Source organism: Haemophilus parainfluenzae (assembly GCF_003252795.1).
Classification (GTDB): Bacteria; Pseudomonadota; Gammaproteobacteria; order Enterobacterales; family Pasteurellaceae; genus Haemophilus_D; species Haemophilus_D parainfluenzae_K.
In genome coordinates this window covers 115,040-138,492 of record NZ_QEPQ01000003.1, presented here as the reverse complement: position 1 = coordinate 138,492, position 23,453 = coordinate 115,040, and the positions used below count along the sequence as shown (strand labels likewise).

Below are 23,453 nucleotides of genomic sequence, written 5' to 3'. Positions count from 1 at the left end.
GAATTGCCTATGAAAAATGTCAGAAAAAACAACCGCACTTTCTGTTAATTTTTATATTCGAGTTTTGGTGGTTTGTTATCAACGATGGTTTCTTCATCCACAATCACTTTTTTCAAGTTTTCGATTGAAGGTAAATCATACATCGTATCTAACAATACAGCCTCAACGATTGAGCGTAAACCACGCGCACCGGTTTTACGTTCAAGAGCTTTTTTCGCCATCGCTTTTAATGCTTCTGGCGTGAATTCAAGCTCTACATCTTCTAAGCCAAATAATGCTTGATATTGTTTGGTCAGTGCATTTTTCGGTTGAGTAAGGATCTGAATTAATGCTTCTTCATCTAATTCGCTTAATGGCGCAATCATTGGAAGACGACCAATAAATTCTGGAATCAAACCAAATTTCATTAAATCATCCGGCTCAACTTGACGGAATAATTCAGAAAGATTTTCTTTATCTTCTTCCTTCTCTACTTTAGCATCAAAACCAATTCCGGTATCAGTTTGTGTACGCTTACCGATGATTTTATCTAAGCCAGCAAATGCCCCACCACAAATAAAGAGGATTTTTGAGGTGTCCACTTTCAACATTTCTTGTTGAGGATGTTTACGTCCACCTTGTGGAGGCACAGACGCAATAGTGCCTTCAATTAATTTTAATAAGGCTTGTTGCACACCTTCACCAGACACATCGCGAGTAATAGACGCACCTTCTGATTTACGGCTGATTTTATCAATTTCATCAATATAGATAATGCCCTGCTCTGCTTTTTCTGTATCGTAATCGCAGTTTTGCAATAATTTTTGTAGAACATTTTCCACGTCTTCGCCCACATAGCCTGCTTCAGTTAACGTCGTCGCATCGGCCATAGCAAAAGGTACATTTAAACGACGCGCCAAGGTTTGAGCTAATAAGGTTTTACCGCTACCAGTTGGACCAATTAACAAGATGTTACTTTTACCTAATTCCACATCATTGCTTTGGTGATTCGTGCGTAAGCGTTTATAGTGATTGTAAACCGCCACTGACAAGACCTTTTTCGCATAATCTTGCCCAATTACATAATCATCTAAGTGTGCACGAATTTCGTGTGGTGTTGGTAATTTTTCTTCAACTGCCAGTTCGCTAGGTGTTTCGATTTCTCCACTGTCTTCTAACATACTGTGGCAAAGCTCGATACACTCGTTACAAATATAACCATCTGTACCCGCAATTAATTTACCTACTTCACTTTTTTCTCTTCCGCAGAAAGAACAGTGAAGATCGTTATCATTTGTTGTCATGTTAAATCCTTAACGTTTAATCAACACATCGTCCACTAAGCCGTAAGCTTTTGCTTCTTCTGCCGACATAAAGTTATCACGATCTGTGTCTTTTTCGATACGTTCAATGCTTTGACCAGTATGGAAAGCAAGACGCTCGTTTAAGGTTTGTTTAATTTTTAAAATTTCTTGAGCGTGGATCTGAATATCTGATGCTTGTCCACGGAAACCACCTAACGGTTGGTGAATCATCACACGAGCATTCGGTAATGCCGCACGTTTTCCTGCCGCACCACCCGCTAGTAAAAATGCGCCCATTGAGCACGCTTGACCAATACAAAGGGTACGCACATCCGGTTTAATAAATTGCATGGTATCGTAAATTGCCATACCCGCAGTTACCGAACCACCTGGTGAGTTAATATAAATATTGATGTCTTTTTTCGGATCTTCTGATTCTAAGAAAAGTAGCTGTGCCACGATCAAGTTTGCCATACGATCTTCTACTTCACCACTTAAGAAGATCACGCGCTCTTTTAATAGGCGGGAATAAATGTCGTACGAACGTTCACCACGAGAGGTTTGTTCGACAACCATAGGAATTACACTCATTTTTGCCCCTAAATATGTGCTAAAAAATCGGGCAATATTCTACCCGAAAATCAGTAAAAACAAAAATGCGGTCGCTTTTCATTGAAAAAAACAACCGCACTTTTCGATGATATACCTGTGAATTTAATTCACGTTATATCAATTATTATGCTTGTGGATTCATGATCTCATCAAATGAAGACGCTTTTTCAGTCACTTGAGCTTTAGCAAGAACGGCATCAACGGCTTGTTCTTCTAATACTACGTTGCGAATGTTGTTCATTAACTCTTCATTTTTGCTGTAATATTCAACTACTTCAGCTGGTTGTTCGTAAGCAGAAGCGATATCTGCGATCATTGCTTTCGCACGTTCTTCATCCGCTTTCAATTCGTTTGATTTGATCACTTCAGAGAATAATAAACCAACTTGAACACGACGTTTTGCATCTGCTTCAAATAATTCGCGTGGTAATTGTGCTGCTTGTTGTGCATTGCCACCGAAACGTTGTGCTGCTTGGTTACGTAACACATTGATTTCTTCTTCTACAGCAGAAGCTGGAACATCAATTGGGTTTTGTTCGATTAAACCGTTGATTACTTGTTGTTTAACGCGAGAAACTAATGCGTTTTTCAATTCACGTTCCATGTTTTTACGGATTTCTGCACGTAAATCTGCCACAGTTTTGGTGTTTGGACCAAATTTAGCAACGAACTCATCTGTTAATTCTGGTAATTCCATTTCTTCTACTTTTTTCAAGGTGATCGCAAATTTTGCATCTTTACCTTTTAAGTTTTCAGAATGGTATTCCGCTGGGAAAGTCACATTGATATCAAATTGCTCGCCTGCTTTGTGACCTACGATGCCCTCTTCAAAACCAGGAATCATGCGGCCTTGACCCATGAATAGAACAAAATCAGTTGCTTTACCGCCTTCGAATTCTTCGCCATCTACTGAACCAACGAAGTCGATTGTTACGCGAGAATCTGCTTTCGCTGCTGCTTTGCTTTCAGCCCAAGTTGCTTGTTGTTTACGTAATACATCGATCATTTTATCGATATCAGCTTCAGTGATTTCAACAGTTGGTTTTTCAACTTTGATGTTTTCTAAGCCTTTTAATTCAACTTCTGGGTACACTTCGAAAGTTGCAGTGAATGATAAATCTTTACCTGGTTCAAACGTTTCGATAGCGAAAGTTGGACGACCTGCGATGTTGATTTTCTCAGCGATTACTGCGTCAAAGAAATGACGTGGTAATAAATCATTTAATACATCTTGACGGATTGATGCGCCAAAACGTTGTTCAATGATGTGAGCTGGCACGTGACCTTTACGGAAACCATCAACACGTACATTTTTTGCTGCACGTTTGAATTCTTCACGAGTTGCTTTTTCTACAGCTTCAGCTGGAACGGTGATCGTCACGCGACGCTCTAAACCTTGAGTTGTTTCAATATTTAATGACATTTGTAACCTCAATTAATGTTGCACTCGGTAAAAACCACACCGAACACGTTATTGTTTGTAAAAGTAAAAAACCGCCAAATTATAGCGAAAGAAAATCAAACAGTCGATAGAAACCGGAAAATTCACTGGAAAACCGGCTAAAATTGCACAATTTATCAACAATTTTTGATAAAGAAAAAAGTGCGGTCAAAAATAACCGCACTTTTTATCGAATTATAAACCTTTCGGTAAACGAATTTTTTGACCTGGGAAAATCTTATCCGCGTCTTTAATCACTTCTTTGTTTGCTTCAACGATAGCGGTATATTTTGCACCATTTCCATAAGCTTTCTCAGCGATTTTCCACAAGGTGTCACCTTTTTGGATTACATAGAATGTTTCATCACTGCCTAAGGTTTCACCGCTATTGATGCTTGCATCGCTAGTCACTGAACGGATACCTTGAATATTACCCGCCATTAATACTGCTTTTTCTAATGCAGCCGCGTTTGCTGCCACACCTTGGATATTTGCTACACCATTTTCAACGGTAACAGATAAGTTTTCCACGCCTGGATTATCTTCAGCGATGTGTTGAGTCACTGCTTTAGATGCATCTTCTTCTTTAGAGAAAACTTTCTTACCAATGTCACTGACAAAATCAAATAAACCCATTTTAAAGTTCCTTTTGTATGTTTGTTTAAGGGAGTATTACGATACTGAAATTCCCTTAAGAAGTCTATAAAACAGAGTGTAAAGCTATGTAAATATTTCAAGAAAACTGATCTAAAATTGACCGCACTTTGATAGAATACGCCGATTTTTAATTTACTCACTCAGAAAGGACAAATTATGCGTTGGGAAGGTCGTAGAGAAAGCTCAAATATTGAAGATAGACGTGGCTCTGGCGGCGGTAACTTCGGTGGCGGAAAAGGCACCGGTGTTCTCGGTATTATCATTCTTTTAGTCGGCGCTTATTATGGCGTGGATCTTTCAGGCTTAGTAGGTACGCCTGATTTTTCAGGACAAAGCTCTCAACAATTAGAAACCCAAGAAGAACAGCAGCTTGCGAGTCTTTCTAAAGTTGTATTAGCGGATACTGAAACCGTTTGGGGGCAATATTTTAGACAAATGGGTAAAACCTATAGCGAGCCAACCATGGTACTTTACAATGGTGTGACCCCAACTGCTTGTGGTACGGGTCAATCTGCAATGGGTCCATTCTACTGCCCAAGCGATCGCAAAGTTTACCTTGATTTATCATTCTATAATGAAATGAAAAATAAACTAGGTGCAGCAGGCGATTCAGCCTTTGCTTATGTGATTGCACACGAAGTTGGTCACCACGTGCAAAATATGCTCGGTATTCTGCCGCAAGTGAATCGCGCACAACAAAGCAGCGATCGTAAAACGGCGAATCAACTTTCCGTTCAATTAGAACTTCAGGCTGACTGTTTCGCCGGTGTTTGGGCGAGCCAAGCGGTGAAAAGTGGTTTATTTGAACGCGGTGATGAAGAAAAAGCGTTTAATGCGGCAGAAGCTGTGGGCGATGACCGTTTACAAAAACGTAGCCAAGGTTATGTGGTACCGGATAGTTTCACTCACGGTACATCTGCACAGCGTCTAGAATGGTTCAGAAAAGGCTTACAAAGCGCTAACCCTTCTGTATGTAATACCTTTAACCAATAAGATCTTTAAGGCTGATTCATGTCAGCCTTTTTTATTTCTGTGCATTTCAGCAAAAAAAAGTGCGGTCAAAATTGACCGCACTTTCTCTTTATGATGTTAAGCTACGCAAACTGACGTACTTCGCCGTTACCCGCTACGTTTTCCACACAACGTGGACAAAGTGTAGGATGTTCAGGGTTCACACCGATTTTATCAGAATAATGCCAACAACGTGGGCATTTTTCACCGTTAGAACGTACTACGCTTACGGCAATTCCCTCTAACTCGCCAGCAGCTATATCTGCTGGTTTGTCAGCTAATACTTTCACTTCTGCTTTTGAGGTAATTAACACGAAACGTAATTCATTACCTAATTGTTCTAACAATGCACGATATTCATCGTTCGCATAAACCGTTACTTCTGCTTCTAAACCACCACCGATCACTTTGTCGTTACGGGCGATTTCTAATACACGGTTCACTTCAGAACGAACTTTAATCAGTTGTTGCCAGTAAGCATCATCTAATTTTTCATTCTCGCCTAAACCAAATAAGCCTTCGTAGAATTCTTCAGTGAAGACGAATTCAGCACGTGGCGTCACGGTTTGTGGCAAGTAGCCCCAAATTTCATCTGCCGTGAATGACAAGATTGGTGCCATCCAACGAACCAATGCTTCCGCAATATGCCATAACGCTGTTTGGCAGCTACGACGCGCAAGGCTGTCTGCTTTGGTGGTGTATTGACGGTCTTTGATAATATCAAGGTAGAATGAGCCCATTTCCACAGAACAGAAACGCATTAAACGTTGTACCACAGTATGGAATTGATAGTTATCGTACGCGTCTTTAATTTCTTTTTGTGCATCTAAGGCACAAGCTACCGCCCAACGATCTAAGCTAATCATGTCTTCCGGTTTAACCGCATCACGTTGCGGATCAAAACCGTTTAAGTTTGCTAATAAGAAACGCGCAGTGTTACGAATACGACGATAGCTATCTGCTGCACGTTTTAAGATCTCATCAGAAACGGTCATTTCACCGGTATAGTCGGTAGACGCAACCCATAAACGTAAAATATCACCACCGAATTTATCCATGACTTCTTGTGGAGTCACGATGTTACCGATAGATTTTGACATCTTACGGCCTTGACCATCCACGGTGAAACCATGGGTTAAGACTTGTTTGTATGGTGCTTTGCTGTCTGTCGCCGTAGAAAGCATTAAAGAAGACATAAACCAACCACGGTGTTGGTCAGAACCTTCTAAATACATATCGATATCTTGACCGTTAAATTCCGGACGATTCGCCACAACAGAAGAATAGGTTGATCCTGAGTCAAACCATACGTCAAGGGTATCAGGCACTTTGCGATAGGTTTCTGCATCTGCACCTAATAATTCTTTTTCGTCTAAATCCCACCATGCTTGAATACCGGCTTTTTCTACACGTTTAGCTACTTCTTCAAGTAACTCTAAAGTACGCGGATGAAGCTCTTCGGTTTCTTTGTGCACGAATAAGGTCATCGGCACGCCCCAAGTACGTTGACGGGAAATACACCAGTCTGGGCGGTTTTCAACCATTTTTTCGATACGAGCTTGACCCCAATCTGGAATCCAACGAACTTGTTTGATTTCGCCTAGAGCATGTTGACGTAAGCCTTGTGTTTCCATACCGATAAACCATTGCGGTGTCGCACGGAAAATAATCGGAGTTTTGTGACGCCAGCAATGTGGATAACTGTGTTTGATTTTCTCAACTTTTAATAAGTTGCCCACTTCTTGTAATTTTTCAACAACCAATGGATTGGCTTCAAATACACCTTTGCCTGCGAAGAATTCAGTCGTTGAAATAAATTTACCGTCATTCGATACAAGACCCGCCATCGGTAAATTATATTTTTGTCCTACAATAAAGTCGTCTAAACCGTGGTCTGGTGCTGTGTGAACTAAACCTGTACCGCCATCAGTGGTAACGTGATCGCCCAGAATCACTGGCACAGTGAAATCATAGAATGGATGGTTAAAGCGTACTAACTCAAGTGCTTGACCTTTTACTGAGCCTAAAACTTCGACCTGTTCTACACCCACCGCTTTCGCTACAGACTCCACTAATTCAGCAGCTAAAATCACACGCTCATCGCCAAGTTGTACTAAGTTGTATTCTAAGTCTGCATTTACTGCAATCGCACGGTTAGATGGCATTGTCCAAGGTGTAGTTGTCCAAATCACCGCAGATAATTTGCCATGGCCTTTGCCTACTGCATTAAATTTCTCTTCAATTTCAACCGCACTTACTGCAGGGAAACGCACATAGATAGACGGAGAAACTTTGTCTTCGTATTCCACTTCCGCTTCCGCTAAAGAAGAGCCACAATCCAAACACCAGTGCACCGGTTTTGAACCTTTGTATAAATGACCATTCGCAATCACTTTACCGAGTGTACGAATGATGTTTGCTTCGGTGTTGAAGTTCATGGTTAAATAAGGATTATCCCAATCGCCTAACACGCCTAAACGGATAAAGTCTTTTTTCTGACCTTCTACTTGCTCTGCGGCGTATTCACGGCATTTTTGGCGGAATTCAGCTGCGGTCACTTTCTCGTTTGGTTTACCCACCAAACCTTCTACTTTTAATTCAATTGGTAAACCATGACAGTCCCAACCCGGGATATAAGGTGAATCAAAACCTAATGCCGTTTTAGATTTAATAATAATATCTTTCAGAATTTTATTCACGGCATGACCGATATGGATGTTACCGTTCGCATATGGAGGGCCATCATGCAAAATAAAGGATTTTTTACCTTTCGTCGCTTGGCGGATTTTTTGATACAACTGTTTGTCATACCAATTTTTTAACATTACAGGTTCGCGTTTGGCTAAATCGCCACGCATTGGGAAACCTGTTTCAGGTAAATTTAACGTGTTTTTGTAATCAACTGTCATGTTATTTTCCAATTTTATATTTCAATCTAATTCTATTTTGCAAAAAATGCTTTCGCTGTTTTTACGTCTTGTTCAATTTGAGCTTTTAACGCCTCAAAAGACGGAAACTTTATCTCATCTCGAATCTTATGGCAGAATTCCACTTCGACCATTTGTCCATAAATATTCTCAGAAAAATCAAACAAATGGACTTCTAATAATTGTATCGTACCGTTAATAGTTGGGCGTTTTCCCATGTTGGCGACACCATTAAAAATCTCGCCTGATTTTAACCGCACTTTCACCGCATAAACCCCTTTTACAGGATTCACTTGGCGATGTAAGAGAACATTCGCGGTAGGAAAACCAATGGTTCGGCCTAATTTATTGCCATGGATCACTCGACCAAAAATACGATAAGGCTTGCCGAGTAAATTTTGCGCATGCTGTAAATCATCTTTAGCCAACGCTTCACGGATAGCGGTGCTACTAATACGTAACTCATCTAAACAGAAGGTGCGACTGTCTTCAACTTCAAAACCAAACTGCTTTCCGGCTTCTTGCAACATCGCAAAATTGCCTAAACGTTTCGCACCAAATTTGAAATCATCGCCAATACTGAGAAATTTCACATTTAATTTGCGAACAAGCCAATCTTCAATAAATTGTTCTGCAGGAAGATCAGCAAAAGTGCGGTCAAATTTCGCGACGATCACCACATCCACACCAGCCTGAGCTAAATAATGTAATTTATCTCTTAACCGCATTAAGCGCGCAGGGGCTTTGTCACCCATAAAATATTCGCGCGGTTGCGGTTCGAAAAGCATCACCGCCATGGGTAAATTTAGCGCATTCGCTTTCTGACGAAGATGACGCAAAATCGCCTGATGCCCCAAATGCACCCCATCAAAATTGCCAATGGTTAATGCGCACCCTGACAAATATGGCTGTGAATTATGAAGCCCACGAATTAATTGCATTACATCTTATTCCAAAAAACGAAAAATAATCGGTGCATTATAGCGGTAACTTAATGTTTTGTCAGTAAATGGTGTTTACGAACACCCAAGAGCACCAATACGCCTAAATAAACGACCGCAGCCAGTCCAATTAACCAAACCAACCAATAGATACGCATTAAAAATGTCATGGATGCCCATTCTTGAATCGGTGGGCAGTTATACCAAACCAAACCGCCCATGGCTAAGGCTGCACCTAAAACTTTCAGAAAAAAGACCGCACTTTTACGTGAAAAATGGTATACATCTTCTTTAGCTAAACCACGATAAAGCAAATAAGCATTTAAGGTTGCTGACATCGCAGAAGCTATCGCTAAGCCCACATAACTAAATGGAATCGCCAATACGTTAAAGCCCATATTGCTCACCATGGCGATGATCCCGATTTTCACGGGGGTTTTGGTGTCTTGGCGTGCGTAATAGCCGTTAGCCAGGATCTTAATCAGCATAAAGCTAAGTAAACCGGCATTGAATGCCCATAAAGAATAAGAGGCTGCGTGCACATCTGTTAAGGTAAAACTGCCACGCATAAATAACACCAATAACATTGGTTGCGCTAACACGGCAATACCAATTGCAGCCGGCACACCGAGTAATAAAATCATTCGCACGCCCCAATCCATGGTGTTACGAAAATCCACTGCGCTTTGGGAAGAATTATCTTCTCGATTCACATGATGGCGAGCCAGTGTTGGTAAAATCACGGTGGAAATGGCGATACCAAATAGACCAAGTGGAAACTCTAATAGACGATCAGAATAATAAAGCCAACTAATAGATCCCGTCATTAAGAAACTGGCAATGACCGTATCAAGTAGCAAGTTGATTTGACTGACGGAAACCCCGAACAAGGCAGGAATCATCAATCGACGAATTTTGGCTACCCCTTCATCATGCCATGCCCATTTTGGTTTTACGAGCAAGCCGGCTTTTTTCAAGAAAGGGATTTGGAATAAAAATTGTAATAAACCGCCTAAGAAGATCCCGATAGCAAGGGCAAGATCAGGATTATCTAATCTTGGTGCGAGGAAAAGTGCGGTCGCAATCATCGCAATATTAAGTAAAACAGGCGAGAACGACATCACACCGAATTTACCTATCGTATTTAAAATCGCGCCGGAAAGTGCCACAAAGGTGACAAACCATAAATAAGGAAACGTAATTTTTAAGAGTAAAGACGCTTGTTCAAATTTGTGCGCATCAGGTCCGTCATTTAGCCAATCGGTAAACCAGCCCATACCAAAGATCGCCGCAACAACAGGTGAGCCCACCATGGCAAGCAAAGTAACAATACTGACTAATCCGCCTAGCGTACCCGATACTTTTCCGATAAATTCTCGCGTTTTAGAAAGATCGCCCGATTTTTGATATTCGGCTAACACAGGGACGAAAGCCTGAGAAAATGCCCCTTCCGCAAATAAACGACGTAAAAAGTTTGGGATACGGTTAGCGAATAAAAACACATCTGCCGCTGCGCCTGCACCGATCAAATGGGCAATCACCACATCGCGGACTAAACCTAACACACGGGACACTAATGTCATCCCACTCACGATAATGCCGGATTTTAAAAGTCGTTTACTCAAAATAGGGGTCTCTTCAAAAAAATTTGCCTTAATTGTATAGAATTTTTGTTTTTACGCTATATTCCAACGAAAAAAACTGATAAAATCCTGCCCACATCGTTTGTGTGAGCCAATAGAAAGCGCTTTTTTTTAATAACGATGCTTACTTTCGGTTGTGTCTCACCGAAATCAACACAAATTATTCATTGACAAAAGTATAAAAAATCGGCATATTCTACGCCCTTATTTTGTCATAATCATCTAACAGAAATTTTAGGAGTTTGACCTTGGCTAATATCAAGTCAGCAAAAAAACGCGCGGTTCAATCTGAAAAACGCCGCCAACACAACGCAAGCCAACGCTCTATGATGCGTACTTACATCAAAAAAGTATATGCTCAAGTAGTAGCAGGTGAAAAAGCAGCAGCTGAAGCAGCATTCGTTGAAATGCAAAAAGTTGTTGACCGTATGGCTTCTAAAGGCTTAATCCACGCTAACAAAGCAGCAAACCACAAAGCTAAATTAGCTGCTCAAATCAAAAAATTAGCGTAATTAAAGCATTAAAACAGCTTAAAAATAAAACCGCACTTTGGTGCGGTTTTTGTTTGCCGTAAACCGTCCTGCCACAAACGCCTGATAACAAGCTTGCATTCCCCCCTTTAACCTGTAAACTACCCCACAACTTAAAAATTAATCATAAAATAAACAATAAATGACCAAAAAATCTTTTAAAAAAGCGGATCCGAATTATCAAAAAGAATTAGCCAAATATGGTAATCCGATCCCAAGCAGAGACTACATTCTGCAAATTATCCGTGAAAATAATGCCCCGATGAGTCGGGAAGAAATTCTGACCGCACTTTCAATTAAAAGTGATGAACAACAAGAAGCCATGCGCCGCCGCTTACGCGCCATGGAAAATGATGGACAATTAGTTTTCACTAAACGTAAACGCTATGCCTTGCCTGAAAAATTAGATTTATTCAAAGGCATGGTTATTGGCCACCGCGAAGGCTATGGCTTTTTACAAGTCGAAGGCAAAAAAGAAGATCTCTTTATTCCTAATCACCAAATGCAACGTGTAATGCATGGTGATTTTGTGTTAGCCCAACCTGCAGGCTTAGATCGCCGTGGTCGTCGTGAAGTTCGAATTGTTCGTGTACTTGAAAGTCGTAAAAAACAAATTGTCGGCCGTTTCTTCTTAGAAAATGGTTTTAGCTATGTGGTGCCTGATGATAGCCGTATCGGACGAGATATTTTAGTCCCTAATGAACACCGCAATGGTGCCCGAATGGGACAAGTTGTCGTGGTTGAATTGCAAGAACGATCTGCATCCTTTAGTCAACCTGTTGGTATCATCACCGAAATTCTCGGTGACAATATGGCAAAAGGGATGGAAGTGGAAATCGCCCTTCGTAATCATGACATTCCTCACCAATTCCCAAGTGCGGTCGAAAAATACGTTAAAAAATTTACTGAAGAAGTGCCTGAAGAAGCAAAAAAAGGCCGTGTGGATTTACGCAATCTTCCTCTGGTGACCATTGATGGCGAAGATGCACGTGATTTTGATGATGCTGTATATTGTGAAAAAAGTGGTAAAGGCTGGAAGCTTTGGGTGGCAATTGCCGATGTCAGCTATTATGTGCGTTTACGTTCTGCATTGGACACTGAAGCTTATAACCGAGGTAACTCCGTTTACTTCCCAAATCGTGTCGTGCCAATGCTACCGGAGATTTTATCGAACGGATTGTGTTCACTGAATCCACAAGTTGATCGCTTGTGTATGGTGTGTGAAATGCACATTTCTGCCAAAGGTAAACTCACGGACTATCGTTTTTATGAAGCGGTCATGAATTCTCATGCACGTTTAACCTATACGAAAGTCGCGGCGGTTTTAGACGGCGATGATGAACTTCGCTCCCGTTATCAAGGGCTAGTGCCACATTTAGAAGAATTGCATCATCTCTATCAAGCGTTACTCGATGCCCGTAAACAACGTGGTGCCATCGATTTTGAAACCATTGAAACCAAATTTATTTTCAATGCCATGGGACGAATTGATCGCATTGAACCTGTTGTGCGAAATGATGCTCACAAAATCATTGAAGAATGCATGATTCTCGCGAATATTGCGGCGGCAAACTTTATGGAAAAACATAAAGAGCCTGCACTCTATCGCATTCATGCCGCTCCGAGTGAAGAAAAACTGACGTCTTTCCGTGCATTCTTAAGTGAATGTGGTTTAAGCCTTGAAGGTGGCATGAAACCGACCACAAAAGATTATGCGAAATTGTTAGAGCAAGTGAAAGATCGTCCGGATCACGAGCTCATTCAAACCATGTTACTTCGCTCATTAAGCCAAGCGGTTTATCATGCGGATAATATCGGTCACTTTGGTTTAGCTTTAGAGGAATATGCACACTTTACTTCCCCGATTCGTCGTTATCCGGATTTAACCCTTCATCGTGGGATTAAGTATTTGTTAGCGAAAGAAAAAGGCGCTAAACGTAAAACCACAGATACTGGCGGCTATCACTATTCCTTTGATGAAATGGATTTATTAGGCGATCACTGCTCGATGACAGAACGCCGTGCCGATGATGCCACTCGCGAAGTAGCAGATTGGCTGAAATGTGAATATATGCAAGATCACGTGGGCGCTGAATTTAGCGGAGTGATCTCATCTGTAACGGGCTTTGGCTTATTCGTACGTTTAGATGATTTATTCATTGACGGATTAGTCCATATTTCCACTTTAGATAACGACTACTATCAATTTGATGCGGCAAAACAACGTTTGATCGGTGAAAATAGTGGTATGATCTACCGCCTTGGCGATAAAGTCAAAATTCGCGTGGTCGCCGTTCATTTAGAACAAAAAATGGTAGATTTTAGTTTAGTTGAAAGTGCCAGAAAACCACGTCGAGTGGGAAAAACAGCGAAACAAAAAGCGAAAAAAGTCTTTAAGGAACTGCCACCTAAAGCGTCAAAGAAACGTAAAAGTGCGGTCAAAAATAAAGATGTTTCGAAGAAACCGACGAGAAAACGGAAGAAATAATATTTTTATCCAATCTCCCCTTCCCTCTCTTTGCTAAAGAGGGAGGATAATGACAAAAAATAATAAATAAGAGAACCCTATGTCAGAAAATATCTATGGTATCCATGCTGTAAACAGCATTTTAGCAAATAGCCCTGAACGTTTAATTGAAGTTTTTGTGCTGAAAGGCCGTGAAGATAAACGCCTACAACCCTTACTCAATGAGCTCTATGCTTTAGGTATTGCGGTGCAATTTGTAAACCGTCAAACATTAGATAAAAAATCTAATGGTGAAGTGCATCAAGGTGTGATTGCGCGTGTGCAAGAAGCCAAAGAGCTAAATGAACATGATTTGGATGAACTTCTTACTCGTAAACAAAATCCACTTTTATTGGTGCTTGATGGCGTGACGGATCCCCATAACCTAGGGGCCTGTTTACGTACTGCGGATGCAGCTGGTGTGAGTGCAGTCATCGTGCCAAAAGATAAATCGGCTCAACTTACCTCTATCGCACGTAAAGTGGCTTGCGGTGCTGCGGAGACTGTACCATTGATTCGCGTCACTAACTTAGCGCGTACTTTGCGAGATCTACAACAAAACCATAATATTTGGGTAGTGGGTACAGCTGGTGAAGCAACAGAAACCATTTACCAAAGTAAACTTACGGGTTCTCTTGCCTTGGTGATGGGGGCCGAAGGTGAAGGCATGCGTCGCCTTACTCGTGAACATTGTGATCAACTCATTAGTATTCCAATGGCGGGATCAGTTTCATCCCTGAATGTTTCTGTTGCGACTGGCGTATGTTTATTTGAAATTGTAAGACAACGTCTAGCCGCCTAAAAACGCGTGAAAAAATAACCGCACTTGATATAAAAAATGCCGACAAATCATTGTCGGCATTTTTGTTATTTTGAAATGGTTTTCCCTAATAGTATGGAGATCACTAAAGTACATAATGCAGGTACCAACCAAGCTAATCCCTGTGAGTAAAGCGGGAAATGAATCATGACTTGATGCAACCCTTCAGGCAAGACATCTAAGTTTTTCAAACTATCAACCAAACTAAAACAAACTGTCACAAAGATGGTTACGTAATAACTCAATCGAATAGAAGGCAATTTATTACGCACAAGCTGTAAAACCACTAACATGATCGCCATTGGGTAAATCAACAACAAGGCTGGAATTGTCACTCGGAGTAATTTTGTTAAGCCATATTGTGAAATAATTGTCGTCATTGCGGTGAAGAAGACAATCCAAAATGGATAAGAAAAACGTGTCGAAAACTTGGAGAAATAATCACCACACGCACTGGTTACGCCCACTAATGTGGTTAAACTTGCTAAAGTAATGATACCTGCCATGATCCAGGTTCCCGCTGTGCCAAATAAACTGTTCACATAACGAGAGAAAATTTGGCCGCCATTTGTTGCACCTTGTGCTACAGCATCAGAAGTCGCCCCTAAATAGAATAAGGCAAAATATAGACAAGCTAATAAAATGACAGAGACAAAACCCGCTGAAATCGTATATTGAACAATCTTTTGTGGATTGGTCACATTTTTTGCAGACAACGCCCTTGCAACAATGCCACCAAAGGCAATCGCAGCCAATACATCCATCGTTTGATAACCACTAATTAATCCTGTAGTTAATGCTGAATTCTCGGCATACGCCTGCGATGGGGCAACAATGTCAGAAAGAGGTGAAACAAAAACCGTGATCCCAACAACGAGTAATAATACCAACAATGCTGGCGTCATCACTTCACCCACCGTTGAAATAATGGTACTTGGGCGAATCATGAATCCCATTGCTATAATATTAAAGATCACAGAGAAAATAAGGCGTGTCGTCGAACTATCTTCAACGAGCCCCAATGGTAACCATGCCATTTCATAAGCGACATTGGTAATTCGAGGCATCGCAAAGGTTGAACCGATGACTAAATAAAGAATGGTTAAAAAGGATACGCCTGCCCACTTGGGTAAATCCTTAGTCAGTTCTTCGCCACGTCCTAACACTGACACCACAACCAATGTAATAAATGGCATGAGTACACCTGTTATCACAAACCCTAGCGAAGCCGTTGCCCAATGGTTACCTGCGGAGTACCCCTCCATCGGTGGGAAAATAATATTTCCCGCGCCTAAAAATAAAGCAAAAATCATCATACCTAGTACGATGATGTCTTTTTTTGAAAACATAAGTATTCTCGAATAAATAAATTTTAAGAATTCTACTATTAAATTGTTTTTTATTCCAAAAATGAAAATAAATTTTGTGAAATAGATCACGAAATCTATCACATTCTGATTAAATCACACATTATCCACAGCCTATTTTCCCTAAATTAGTAAATTTGTGATAATATCCAAGCTTTATTATTACTTTTTTAGGAGAAAATGAATGAATAAACTGAGTTTGATTCAACAAATTCAGCGTTTTTTCAAATTGGAATCAGCTGGCGGAATTTTATTACTTTTTTCAGCGGTAGTCGCAATGCTATTAGCTAATTCACCGCTCAATCAAAACTATAACGACTTTTTAAACTTACCAGTCAGCATTCAAGTAGGGACTTTTTCTATCGATAAAACCTTAATTCACTGGATCAATGATGGTTTTATGGCGGTATTCTTTGTTTTAGTGGGAATGGAAGTCAAAAGAGAATTATTTGAGGGTTCCCTTTCAAGCTATCAACAAGCGGTTTTCCCTGCCATTGCTGCAGTTGGCGGAATGGTTATTCCTGCCTTGGTTTATATTTTTATTGCACAACAAGATCCTACTTTAGCCGATGGCTGGGCAATCCCAATGGCGACAGACATTGCCTTTGCACTGGGCATCATGGCGTTATTAAGTAAACAAGTGCCACTCCCACTAAAAATCTTTTTACTTGCTTTAGCCATCATTGATGACTTAGGTGCCATTGTCGTTATTGCACTGTTTTTCTCACACGGATTAAGTGTACAAGCACTTATCTTTGCTGCGGTTGCTATTGTTGTACTTATCGCATTAAACCGCTTTAAAGTGACCGCACTTTGTGTCTATATGGTAGTGGGAACAATCTTATGGGCTTCGGTATTAAAATCAGGTGTGCATGCTACCCTTGCAGGGGTTATCATCGGATTTTGTATTCCATTGAAAGGCAAAAATGGCGAAACACCATTACACGACTTTGAGCACATTCTTGCCCCTTGGTCATCCTTTGTTATCTTGCCATTATTTGCATTTGCCAATGCGGGTGTAAGCTTTGATGGCATTGATCTCAGCATGCTGACATCACCATTATTGCTCGCGATTTCTCTTGGCTTAATTATCGGAAAACCACTCGGCGTATTTGGTTTCAGTTATCTTTCCGTTAAACTTGGCATTGCAAAACTTCCACAAGGCATCAACTTTAAACAAATTTTTGCCGTAGCAATTTTGTGTGGTATCGGCTTCACCATGTCAATGTTCTTAGCCAGCCTTGCCTTCAATGCTGATGCCGGTGAAAGCATTAACGCCCTTTCTCGATTAGGGATCTTATTAGGCTCCACTGTTTCTGCGATTGTGGGGTATATGGCGTTAAAAGCCACCACAAGGTTACCGAAATAATCACGTCTTAATAAAAAATCCTTTGCCACTTTAGCAAAGGATTTTCTTTTTTATTCAAAAAGTCTTTTAAGTTCTTTCTCGTAGAGATAAATATTCATTGGATTTGTTGGCAGTAACGAATCGAGATATTCATTTGCACGTTTTACATATTTATCATGATTTTTATCGTAGTTTTCAATCACATCAAGTAAAACTTTTGCACCCTCAAATGCATCAAATTCATTGTAGTAATACCCTACACCGGTAATAACTTGGAGTTATGAATAAAAGGATAGCCACCATATAACGCATCATTGTAAGCATAATTCAGACCATTTTCCCATTGGTGGCTTAATACTACATCAATATAACGGGTAAGAAAATCAGGCATTTGATAATGTCCTTCAACGGTCATAATCCCCTTTCCTATAATTTGAGTTCGACCAATAAAATTAAAGAATGTTGAGTTATCTTTCTTATGATAATTGTTACAGGCATAAAAATGTTTAAGCTTCCCAGGATCTGTTCGATAAGCTTGCTCACAAATTAAAAGTAATCCGAATTTTATATTTACGCATGCTTTCGTCCTTCTTCTATTACTTAAATTATCTAAAAGTGCGATCAAAAATAAAACTGTTTTTTAAATAACTTAAATAATAAAAATCACTCGGATATTCCTACCCGAGTGATTTATCTAGTTTAGTGAGTGACTACCATTGATAACCTACACCTGCACCAACATTGTAATCACCTTGAGTAGTTGCAGCCCCACTCACTTTGAAGATAACTTTATTGTTATCGCTCGCACGAGAGTAACCTACAGCAACGGCACTTTCACCTTTGTAGTTACCAACACCAAGGCCAACCATTGAACCACCTGCTTTCGTTACTTGTGGGATATTAGCTGCGGCTGTTGCACCAGCAATACCACCACGAAGTTTCTTATCAGTTTTTCTCAAATCACTACGTACGGAACCAATTTTACTATCAACATATTGTTTATTAGCCGCATCAGTACCACGAATAGGATCTGCGACATTTGTGATTCGACGTTCATTACCGACTGAACCAACTGAAACAGTATTTGCTTCATTTGCTACAGAGCCTTGACCTAGAGCTACTGAGTTAGCTGCAGTTGCTTTCGCACCTTGACCCACAGCAGTTGAGTTTTTACCTGAAGCTTGTGAGTTATTGCCTAGTGCAGTGCCATTTTCGCCACTTGCATTTGATCCATAACCAACCGCTGTTGCATCTTTACCTTTCGCTTTCGCACTATCACGTTTGCTGGTGTTATCAGCTGCAATGTATTCCGCTATTTTATTCGCGGTGGCATTGGCGGTATTAGCTGTCGCATTAGCCGTATTCGCCGTTGCATTCGCGGTATTGGCAGTCGCATTGGCAGTATTGGCTGTTGCATTGGCTGTATTTGCTGTGGCATTAGCCGTATTCGCTGTTGCGTTTGCGGTATTCGCTGTTGCATTGGCGGTATTGGCTGTCGCATTAGCCGTATTCGCTGTGGCATTCGCGGTATTCGCTGTGGCATTCGCAGTATTCGCTGTGGCATTCGCGGTATTCGCTGTTGCGTTCGCGGTATTCGCTGTGGCATTCGCGGTATTCGCTGTTAAGTTCGCGGTATTCGCTGTTGCGTTCGCGGTATTCGCTGTTGCATTGGCGGTATTGGCCGTCGCATTCGCGGTATTCGCTGTTGCATTGGCAGCATTGGCCGTTGCGCTTGCGGTATTCGCTGTTGCATTGGCCGTATTGGCAGTTGCATTGGCGGCATTGGCTGTTGCATTAGCCGTATTCGCTGTTGCATTGGCGGTATTGGCCGTCGCATTCGCGGCATTGGCTGTTGCATTAGCCGTATTCGCTGTTGCATTAGCGGTATTCGCTGTGGCATTGGCGGTATTGGCCGTCGCATTCGCGGTATTCGCTGTGGCATTGGCCGTATTGGCCGTCGCATTCGCGGCATTCGCTGTTGCATTGGCAGCATTGGCCGTTGCATTTGCGGTATTCGCTGTTGCATTAGCCGTATTGGCAGTTGCATTGGCGGCATTGGCTGTTGCATTAGCCGTATTCGCTGTTGTATTTGTTTTATCTAATTGCGAAGTTACTACATAGAGTTGTGAACCATTGATCGCTTCTGTTGAAGTCGCGGAAATATTACCTGCAGCAACATTGATCAATTTACGCTCATCACCTGCCGCACCGACGCTTACGAAACTACCTGCACCTGCAACTGTTCCTTTGAAACCACTATAGGTTAAATTACCCACAGTTGCAGAAGTTACGTTTTCAATTGCGTGAGAGCCAGTTGTGGTTGAATGATTACCTAATACCACCGCTTCATCTAGGCCAGCTGCGATATTTAAGTTATTACCTAATACTGTTGTACCATTTGATGCAATGGTATTGCCGTGTCCAATAATCGTGTTATTTTTAACACCATCTTTTACATTATTTGCAACACCTATAGCAATGGTATTTTGCGTATTATTACCAACGAGGTTATATACCCCTAAAGCAGTACCATTATTCACATTTTCGCCAACCCAAGTGCGGGCACCAACAGATGTACCATTTGTTGTGCTATTATCCACGCCAGCGTAATGTCCTAATGCTGTGCCATCATTTGTATTCGGACGAACATAGCTTCTTGAACCTACAACAGTTGCATTTAATGAATTCTCGCCGGCTGCAGAGTATTGACCGACAACAGTCGCATTTTGGGCGCCAGCTTGAACTTCTGAGTTAGAACCTAATAGAGTTGAATTGGTACTACCCACTTTTATGCTTGAGTTTTTACCAATGAGTGTTGCATTTGCTGCATCAGTATAAACAGCACTACCAGAACCAATTACAACTGCATCTTCAGATGCTGATGAAGATTTATATCCCATCACAACGGCACCAGCTGCAGCTGTTGTTGTAGTAGCTGCCACACCTGCAGTAATAGAATTTTTACCTTGTGCTCCACCAGCTAAACCTACTTTATCACTATTAGAAGTTAAAGCATCTGTTGAACTAGCTGGATTCTTTCCATCGTTGTTTACATGGAAATAGTTTGTTGTATTTAATGCTTGATTTGCTTTACTTAATGCAGTGGTAATGTTGGCTTTTGCTACATCAGATAAATCGTAAACTACATCACCAGTGTTAGAAACAGTTGCAACAGTTTCTGTTCCATTTTTAAAGTTAAGCTTACCATCATTGTTAATACGTACTTTTGATTCGCCATTTTGTTCTGCATTAAAACCTAAATTAGTCATTACAGCGTAAAGTTGACTACCATTGACAGCATCGGTAGAAGTGGCGGTTAGACGGCCAGCACCCACATTTTGGATTTGGCGCTGTCTTTGTTCTGTACCAACAGAAACTGCTCCTTCAAAACCACTTGTTCCTGCAAAAGTAACTTGTTTATTATTAAATGTTGCTTTTTGAGCTGTTAAGTCATCAAATTTATTTTCTTTTGCTTCTGACATTGCTCCTAACGCGATACTATTCTTAGTTCCTGCTTTTGACAATGCGCCTAGTGCAATAGCATACTCAGCTTCGGCTTTAGAAGCCATACCAAACGCAGCAGCAGCAGTAGCATTAACATTAGCTCTAGAACCTAAAGCGGTACCTGAAGCGCCACTTACAAAGGTATCTTTTCCTAACGCTACGCCATCATTATCCGAAGTAACGTTAGAACCTGATCCAATAGCAATATTATTTCCAGACGCTGCCTTACTATCTCTTCCTAAAGCAAGTGAGTCAATACCTGCCTTAGCATTGAATCCTTGTGCAATACCCGCTTGATCACTAGTTGCATTGAGACCAATTGCAATTGAATAATTACCAGTAGCAGTAGCATTAGTACCAATTGCTGTTGCATTTTCTTTAGTAGCGCTAGCTCCATCACCAATTGCAACAGTTCTATTTGCTTGTGCTTTAGCATCTGAACCAAATGCCATAGCTTTTGCCCCAGTTGCATTTGCATTATTTCCAACTGCTACTGCATTATTTCCATTTGCTACTGAACCAGAACCCGTTGCAACAGCACCGTTTCCAGTTGCATTGGCATTGGCACCCGTTGCAATATTTCCAGCTCCATTCGAAGTTACATTCGTACCAATCGCGATAGAACCAACTCCACTTGCAGTTGTGGTATTAGGACCTGCAGAAATAGCGATTGTACTTTGATTGGAGGCTATTGCATTAGCACCTAAAGCGGTTGCACCTTCGCCAGAGGCTGAAGCTTTATAACCTGCTGCTGTAGCCTGTTTAGTAGAAGCGACAGTTTGAAAGCCTAATGCAGTTGAACCACTTGCAGCAGCATTTGCATAATAACCAAAAGCTGAAGATGCTGAGCCATCATCTTTTGAAACACCAGCTTTAGCACCTTGACCAACAGCTGTACCACCATTACCTCTGGTTTTAGCTAAATATCCAATTGCTACAGAATTACCACCCTGAGCAGCTGCTTCTGTACCAATGGCAATATTCCCTGTATCAGTATTTTGACCTTGCCCTCGTGCATCAGCTTTTTTGCTTATATCAGTATTACCGCTAATTGCAATACTATCAGCCTTTGCAAAACCATTTTCTGTATACGCAGCATTTGCATAATTAACGGCACTAGTTAAAGCTATCGCAAGAGTTGATAATTTGAAAATTCTTCCAAAGGAAGTTTTATTTTCCTGGTTGTTATTCTCACATGATGCTTTAGCTGCACCTTTCGCCAACTCAGACGTCACCACCAACGACTGAGTCGTACGATTCCAAATTACTTTAAAAATCTTATTCATAAAGAATGAAACTCCTTTGTATAAATTTAACTTATATAAAACAATGAGCCTGCCTCAAAATGCCCAAGCAGAGACAAATCCCCATTATCTAACACCCGCATAATAAAATCTAGGCATTTTCAATATAATTTATGTAAAAGTATGTAAATAAATTATCCTAAAAAAACAAATACATAATTATTTTATTTTTATACTCAGAAACCATAACAAAATCCCACTCTCTGCTTTAGCAATACCGACACCTGTTTGTTATGAAAAAACGTCATTGAAATTGGCCGCACTTTTATCTAAACAAGTGCGGTAATTCTTGAAATAATTCTAATTCATGTTCATAATGAACAAACATTCATATTTTATAGACTGAAGCCTTTTTTACTTCAGCATTTTCTCATAAGGCTCGCATTATGTCCGATCAACAAACAGATACACAAACTTCCTCAAATAATAAATCTCAACAACGTAAAAAAGGGCTTTCCATTTTTATTCTTTTGCTTCTTCTGATTGCAATAGGTTCTGCGGCTTATTGGTTTTTCTTTATTAAAGACTTTGAAGAAACCGAAGATGCCTATGTGAGCGGCAATCAGGTGATGGTCTCATCACAAGTTGCGGGAAATATTTCGAAAATTAATGTTGATAATATGGATCCCGTACAAGCGGGTGACGTGTTATTGGAACTGGATGACACCAACGCCAAATTAAGTTTTGAACAGGCTAAAAGCAATTTAGCCAATGCCGTTCGCCAAATTTCTCAACTGAATTACACCGTAAAACAATTGAAATCTGCTGTTCGAGCGAATGAAATTACCCTTGCTCAAGCCCAAGGAAATTTAAACCGTCGCGTTCAATTGGTAAAAGATGGGGCTATCGATAAAGAATCTTTCCAACACGCCAAAGAAGCCGTTGAACTGGCGAAAGCAAACTTAACCACCTCACAAAACCAACTTGAAGCCAATCAAGCCTTATTGTTAGACGGTCCTTTAAGTGAACAACCACAAATTCAAAGCGCGGTCAGTAATTTGAAGCAAGCTTGGTTGAATTTAGAACGCACAAAAATCCGTAGTCCAATTAAAGGCTATGTGGCTCGTCGCAATGCGCAAGTAGGACAAGCGGTTTCTGTTGGTGGGGCATTAATGGCAGTGGTGAATACCGATCAAATGTGGTTAGATGCCAACTTTAAAGAAACACAATTAACCCATATGCGAATTGGTCAGCCGGTTGAAATTCATTTCGACCTTTATGGTAAGGATAAAACCTTTAATGGAAAAGTCGTCGGAATTGAAATGGGTACGGGCAGTGCATTCTCATTATTACCCACTCAAAATGCGACCGGTAACTGGATCAAAGTGGTGCAACGTGTGCCTGTGCGTATTCAATTAGATCCGCAACAACTGGCTGAAAATCCATTACGTATTGGTCTTTCTGCGACAGTGAAAGTAAATGTGAGTGATGGCCAAGGCGAAACTTTGCGTAACCAAGCACCTACTACAACACTTTATTCCACCAATGTGCTGCAATATGATGAAAGTGCGGTCAATAATTTGATCGAATCCATTATTCGCGACAATAGTTACTAGGTT

General features: G+C 40.8%; 15 protein-coding genes and 1 pseudogene. 6 read left to right on the top strand and 10 right to left on the bottom strand.

All coding sequences use genetic code 11. From position 1 onward, the window contains the following. Positions 1–44: 44 nt before the first annotated feature. The 4 genes from clpX to lysM all read right to left on the bottom strand — a co-directional run bounded on the left by clpX (position 45) and on the right by lysM (position 3,972). Positions 45–1,283 carry an ATP-dependent protease ATP-binding subunit ClpX gene (clpX, locus tag DPV81_RS05565; RefSeq protein ID WP_049364761.1) on the bottom strand — a complete coding sequence of 413 codons (1,239 nt, stop codon included), beginning with the start codon at positions 1,281–1,283 and terminating at the stop codon, positions 45–47. Positions 1,284–1,292: 9 nt separating this feature from the next. Next, positions 1,293–1,874: an ATP-dependent Clp endopeptidase proteolytic subunit ClpP gene (gene clpP, locus DPV81_RS05560; protein WP_049364030.1), complete on the bottom strand. Its 582-nt coding sequence runs from the start codon at positions 1,872–1,874 to the stop codon at positions 1,293–1,295. Between the two features lie 145 nt (positions 1,875–2,019). Beyond that, on the bottom strand, positions 2,020–3,318 hold the full coding sequence (gene tig / locus DPV81_RS05555; RefSeq protein WP_049384847.1) for a trigger factor: 1,299 nt from the start codon (positions 3,316–3,318) through the stop codon (positions 2,020–2,022). A gap of 213 nt (positions 3,319–3,531) precedes the next feature. Then, complete coding sequence (lysM, locus tag DPV81_RS05550) at positions 3,532–3,972, bottom strand: peptidoglycan-binding protein LysM (RefSeq protein ID WP_111387166.1); 441 nt, start codon at positions 3,970–3,972, stop codon at positions 3,532–3,534. Between the two features lie 177 nt (positions 3,973–4,149). Between lysM and ypfJ the strand changes: the two genes are divergently transcribed. Next, a complete protein-coding gene (gene ypfJ, locus DPV81_RS05545; RefSeq protein WP_005699634.1) occupies positions 4,150–4,986 on the top strand; it encodes a KPN_02809 family neutral zinc metallopeptidase in 837 nt (278 codons plus the stop codon). A 101-nt stretch (positions 4,987–5,087) separates the two neighbouring features. Here ypfJ and ileS read toward each other — a convergent pair whose 3' ends face one another. From ileS to murJ, 3 genes are read right to left on the bottom strand one after another with little or no spacing between them, the layout of a single operon-like run. Beyond that, entirely contained in the window at positions 5,088–7,913 is a 2,826-nt protein-coding gene (gene ileS / locus DPV81_RS05540) for an isoleucine--tRNA ligase (RefSeq protein WP_111387164.1), read from the bottom strand. Between the two features lie 32 nt (positions 7,914–7,945). Further along, entirely contained in the window at positions 7,946–8,872 is a 927-nt protein-coding gene (ribF, locus tag DPV81_RS05535) for a bifunctional riboflavin kinase/FAD synthetase (protein ID WP_111387162.1), read from the bottom strand. Positions 8,873–8,922: 50 nt separating this feature from the next. Beyond that, a complete protein-coding gene (gene murJ / locus DPV81_RS05530) occupies positions 8,923–10,497 on the bottom strand; it encodes a murein biosynthesis integral membrane protein MurJ (protein ID WP_111387160.1) in 1,575 nt (524 codons plus the stop codon). Between the two features lie 266 nt (positions 10,498–10,763). Between murJ and rpsT the strand changes: the two genes are divergently transcribed. From rpsT to rlmB, 3 genes are all read left to right on the top strand, one after another. Next, on the top strand, positions 10,764–11,027 hold the full coding sequence (gene rpsT / locus DPV81_RS05520) for a 30S ribosomal protein S20 (RefSeq protein ID WP_111387158.1): 264 nt from the start codon (positions 10,764–10,766) through the stop codon (positions 11,025–11,027). 160 nt (positions 11,028–11,187) lie between these two features. Next, the gene (rnr, locus tag DPV81_RS05515) at positions 11,188–13,533 is read left to right on the top strand and encodes a ribonuclease R (RefSeq protein WP_111387156.1); all 2,346 of its coding nucleotides are present in this window, start codon (positions 11,188–11,190) and stop codon (positions 13,531–13,533) included. A 79-nt stretch (positions 13,534–13,612) separates the two neighbouring features. Next, on the top strand, positions 13,613–14,353 hold the full coding sequence (rlmB, locus tag DPV81_RS05510; protein ID WP_005698098.1) for a 23S rRNA (guanosine(2251)-2'-O)-methyltransferase RlmB: 741 nt from the start codon (positions 13,613–13,615) through the stop codon (positions 14,351–14,353). A 65-nt stretch (positions 14,354–14,418) separates the two neighbouring features. On the opposite strand, the gene brnQ is transcribed toward rlmB, so the two are convergent. Beyond that, a complete protein-coding gene (gene brnQ, locus DPV81_RS05505) occupies positions 14,419–15,720 on the bottom strand; it encodes a branched-chain amino acid transport system II carrier protein (RefSeq protein WP_111387154.1) in 1,302 nt (433 codons plus the stop codon). A 202-nt stretch (positions 15,721–15,922) separates the two neighbouring features. Here brnQ and nhaA point away from each other — a divergent pair, with 202 nt between their 5' ends. Then, the gene (gene nhaA, locus DPV81_RS05500) at positions 15,923–17,107 is read left to right on the top strand and encodes a Na+/H+ antiporter NhaA (RefSeq protein ID WP_111387152.1); all 1,185 of its coding nucleotides are present in this window, start codon (positions 15,923–15,925) and stop codon (positions 17,105–17,107) included. 50 nt (positions 17,108–17,157) lie between these two features. On the opposite strand, the pseudogene DPV81_RS05495 reads toward nhaA, so the two are convergent. Then, positions 17,158–17,648, bottom strand: a pseudogene (locus tag DPV81_RS05495) (DUF2827 family protein); the annotation flags it as partial. A 148-nt stretch (positions 17,649–17,796) separates the two neighbouring features. Beyond that, the gene (locus tag DPV81_RS05490) at positions 17,797–21,876 is read right to left on the bottom strand and encodes a YadA-like family protein (RefSeq protein ID WP_111387150.1); all 4,080 of its coding nucleotides are present in this window, start codon (positions 21,874–21,876) and stop codon (positions 17,797–17,799) included. A 404-nt stretch (positions 21,877–22,280) separates the two neighbouring features. On the opposite strand from DPV81_RS05490, the gene DPV81_RS05485 reads away from it, so the two are divergent. Then, entirely contained in the window at positions 22,281–23,450 is a 1,170-nt protein-coding gene (locus DPV81_RS05485; RefSeq protein ID WP_111387148.1) for an EmrA/EmrK family multidrug efflux transporter periplasmic adaptor subunit, read from the top strand. Positions 23,451–23,453: the final 3 nt, after the last annotated feature.

Coding starts and splice junctions, on each gene's coding strand:
- rnr (WP_111387156.1), top strand. CDS start 11,188: ATGACCAAAAAATCTTTTAAAAAAGCGGATCCGAATTATCAAAAAGAA.
- ileS (WP_111387164.1), bottom strand. CDS start 7,913: ATGACAGTTGATTACAAAAACACGTTAAATTTACCTGAAACAGGTTTC.
- brnQ (WP_111387154.1), bottom strand. CDS start 15,720: ATGTTTTCAAAAAAAGACATCATCGTACTAGGTATGATGATTTTTGCT.
- clpX (WP_049364761.1), bottom strand. CDS start 1,283: ATGACAACAAATGATAACGATCTTCACTGTTCTTTCTGCGGAAGAGAA.
- lysM (WP_111387166.1), bottom strand. CDS start 3,972: ATGGGTTTATTTGATTTTGTCAGTGACATTGGTAAGAAAGTTTTCTCT.
- tig (WP_049384847.1), bottom strand. CDS start 3,318: ATGTCATTAAATATTGAAACAACTCAAGGTTTAGAGCGTCGCGTGACG.
- DPV81_RS05490 (WP_111387150.1), bottom strand. CDS start 21,876: ATGAATAAGATTTTTAAAGTAATTTGGAATCGTACGACTCAGTCGTTG.
- DPV81_RS05485 (WP_111387148.1), top strand. CDS start 22,281: ATGTCCGATCAACAAACAGATACACAAACTTCCTCAAATAATAAATCT.
- nhaA (WP_111387152.1), top strand. CDS start 15,923: ATGAATAAACTGAGTTTGATTCAACAAATTCAGCGTTTTTTCAAATTG.
- ribF (WP_111387162.1), bottom strand. CDS start 8,872: ATGCAATTAATTCGTGGGCTTCATAATTCACAGCCATATTTGTCAGGG.
- ypfJ (WP_005699634.1), top strand. CDS start 4,150: ATGCGTTGGGAAGGTCGTAGAGAAAGCTCAAATATTGAAGATAGACGT.
- rlmB (WP_005698098.1), top strand. CDS start 13,613: ATGTCAGAAAATATCTATGGTATCCATGCTGTAAACAGCATTTTAGCA.
- clpP (WP_049364030.1), bottom strand. CDS start 1,874: ATGAGTGTAATTCCTATGGTTGTCGAACAAACCTCTCGTGGTGAACGT.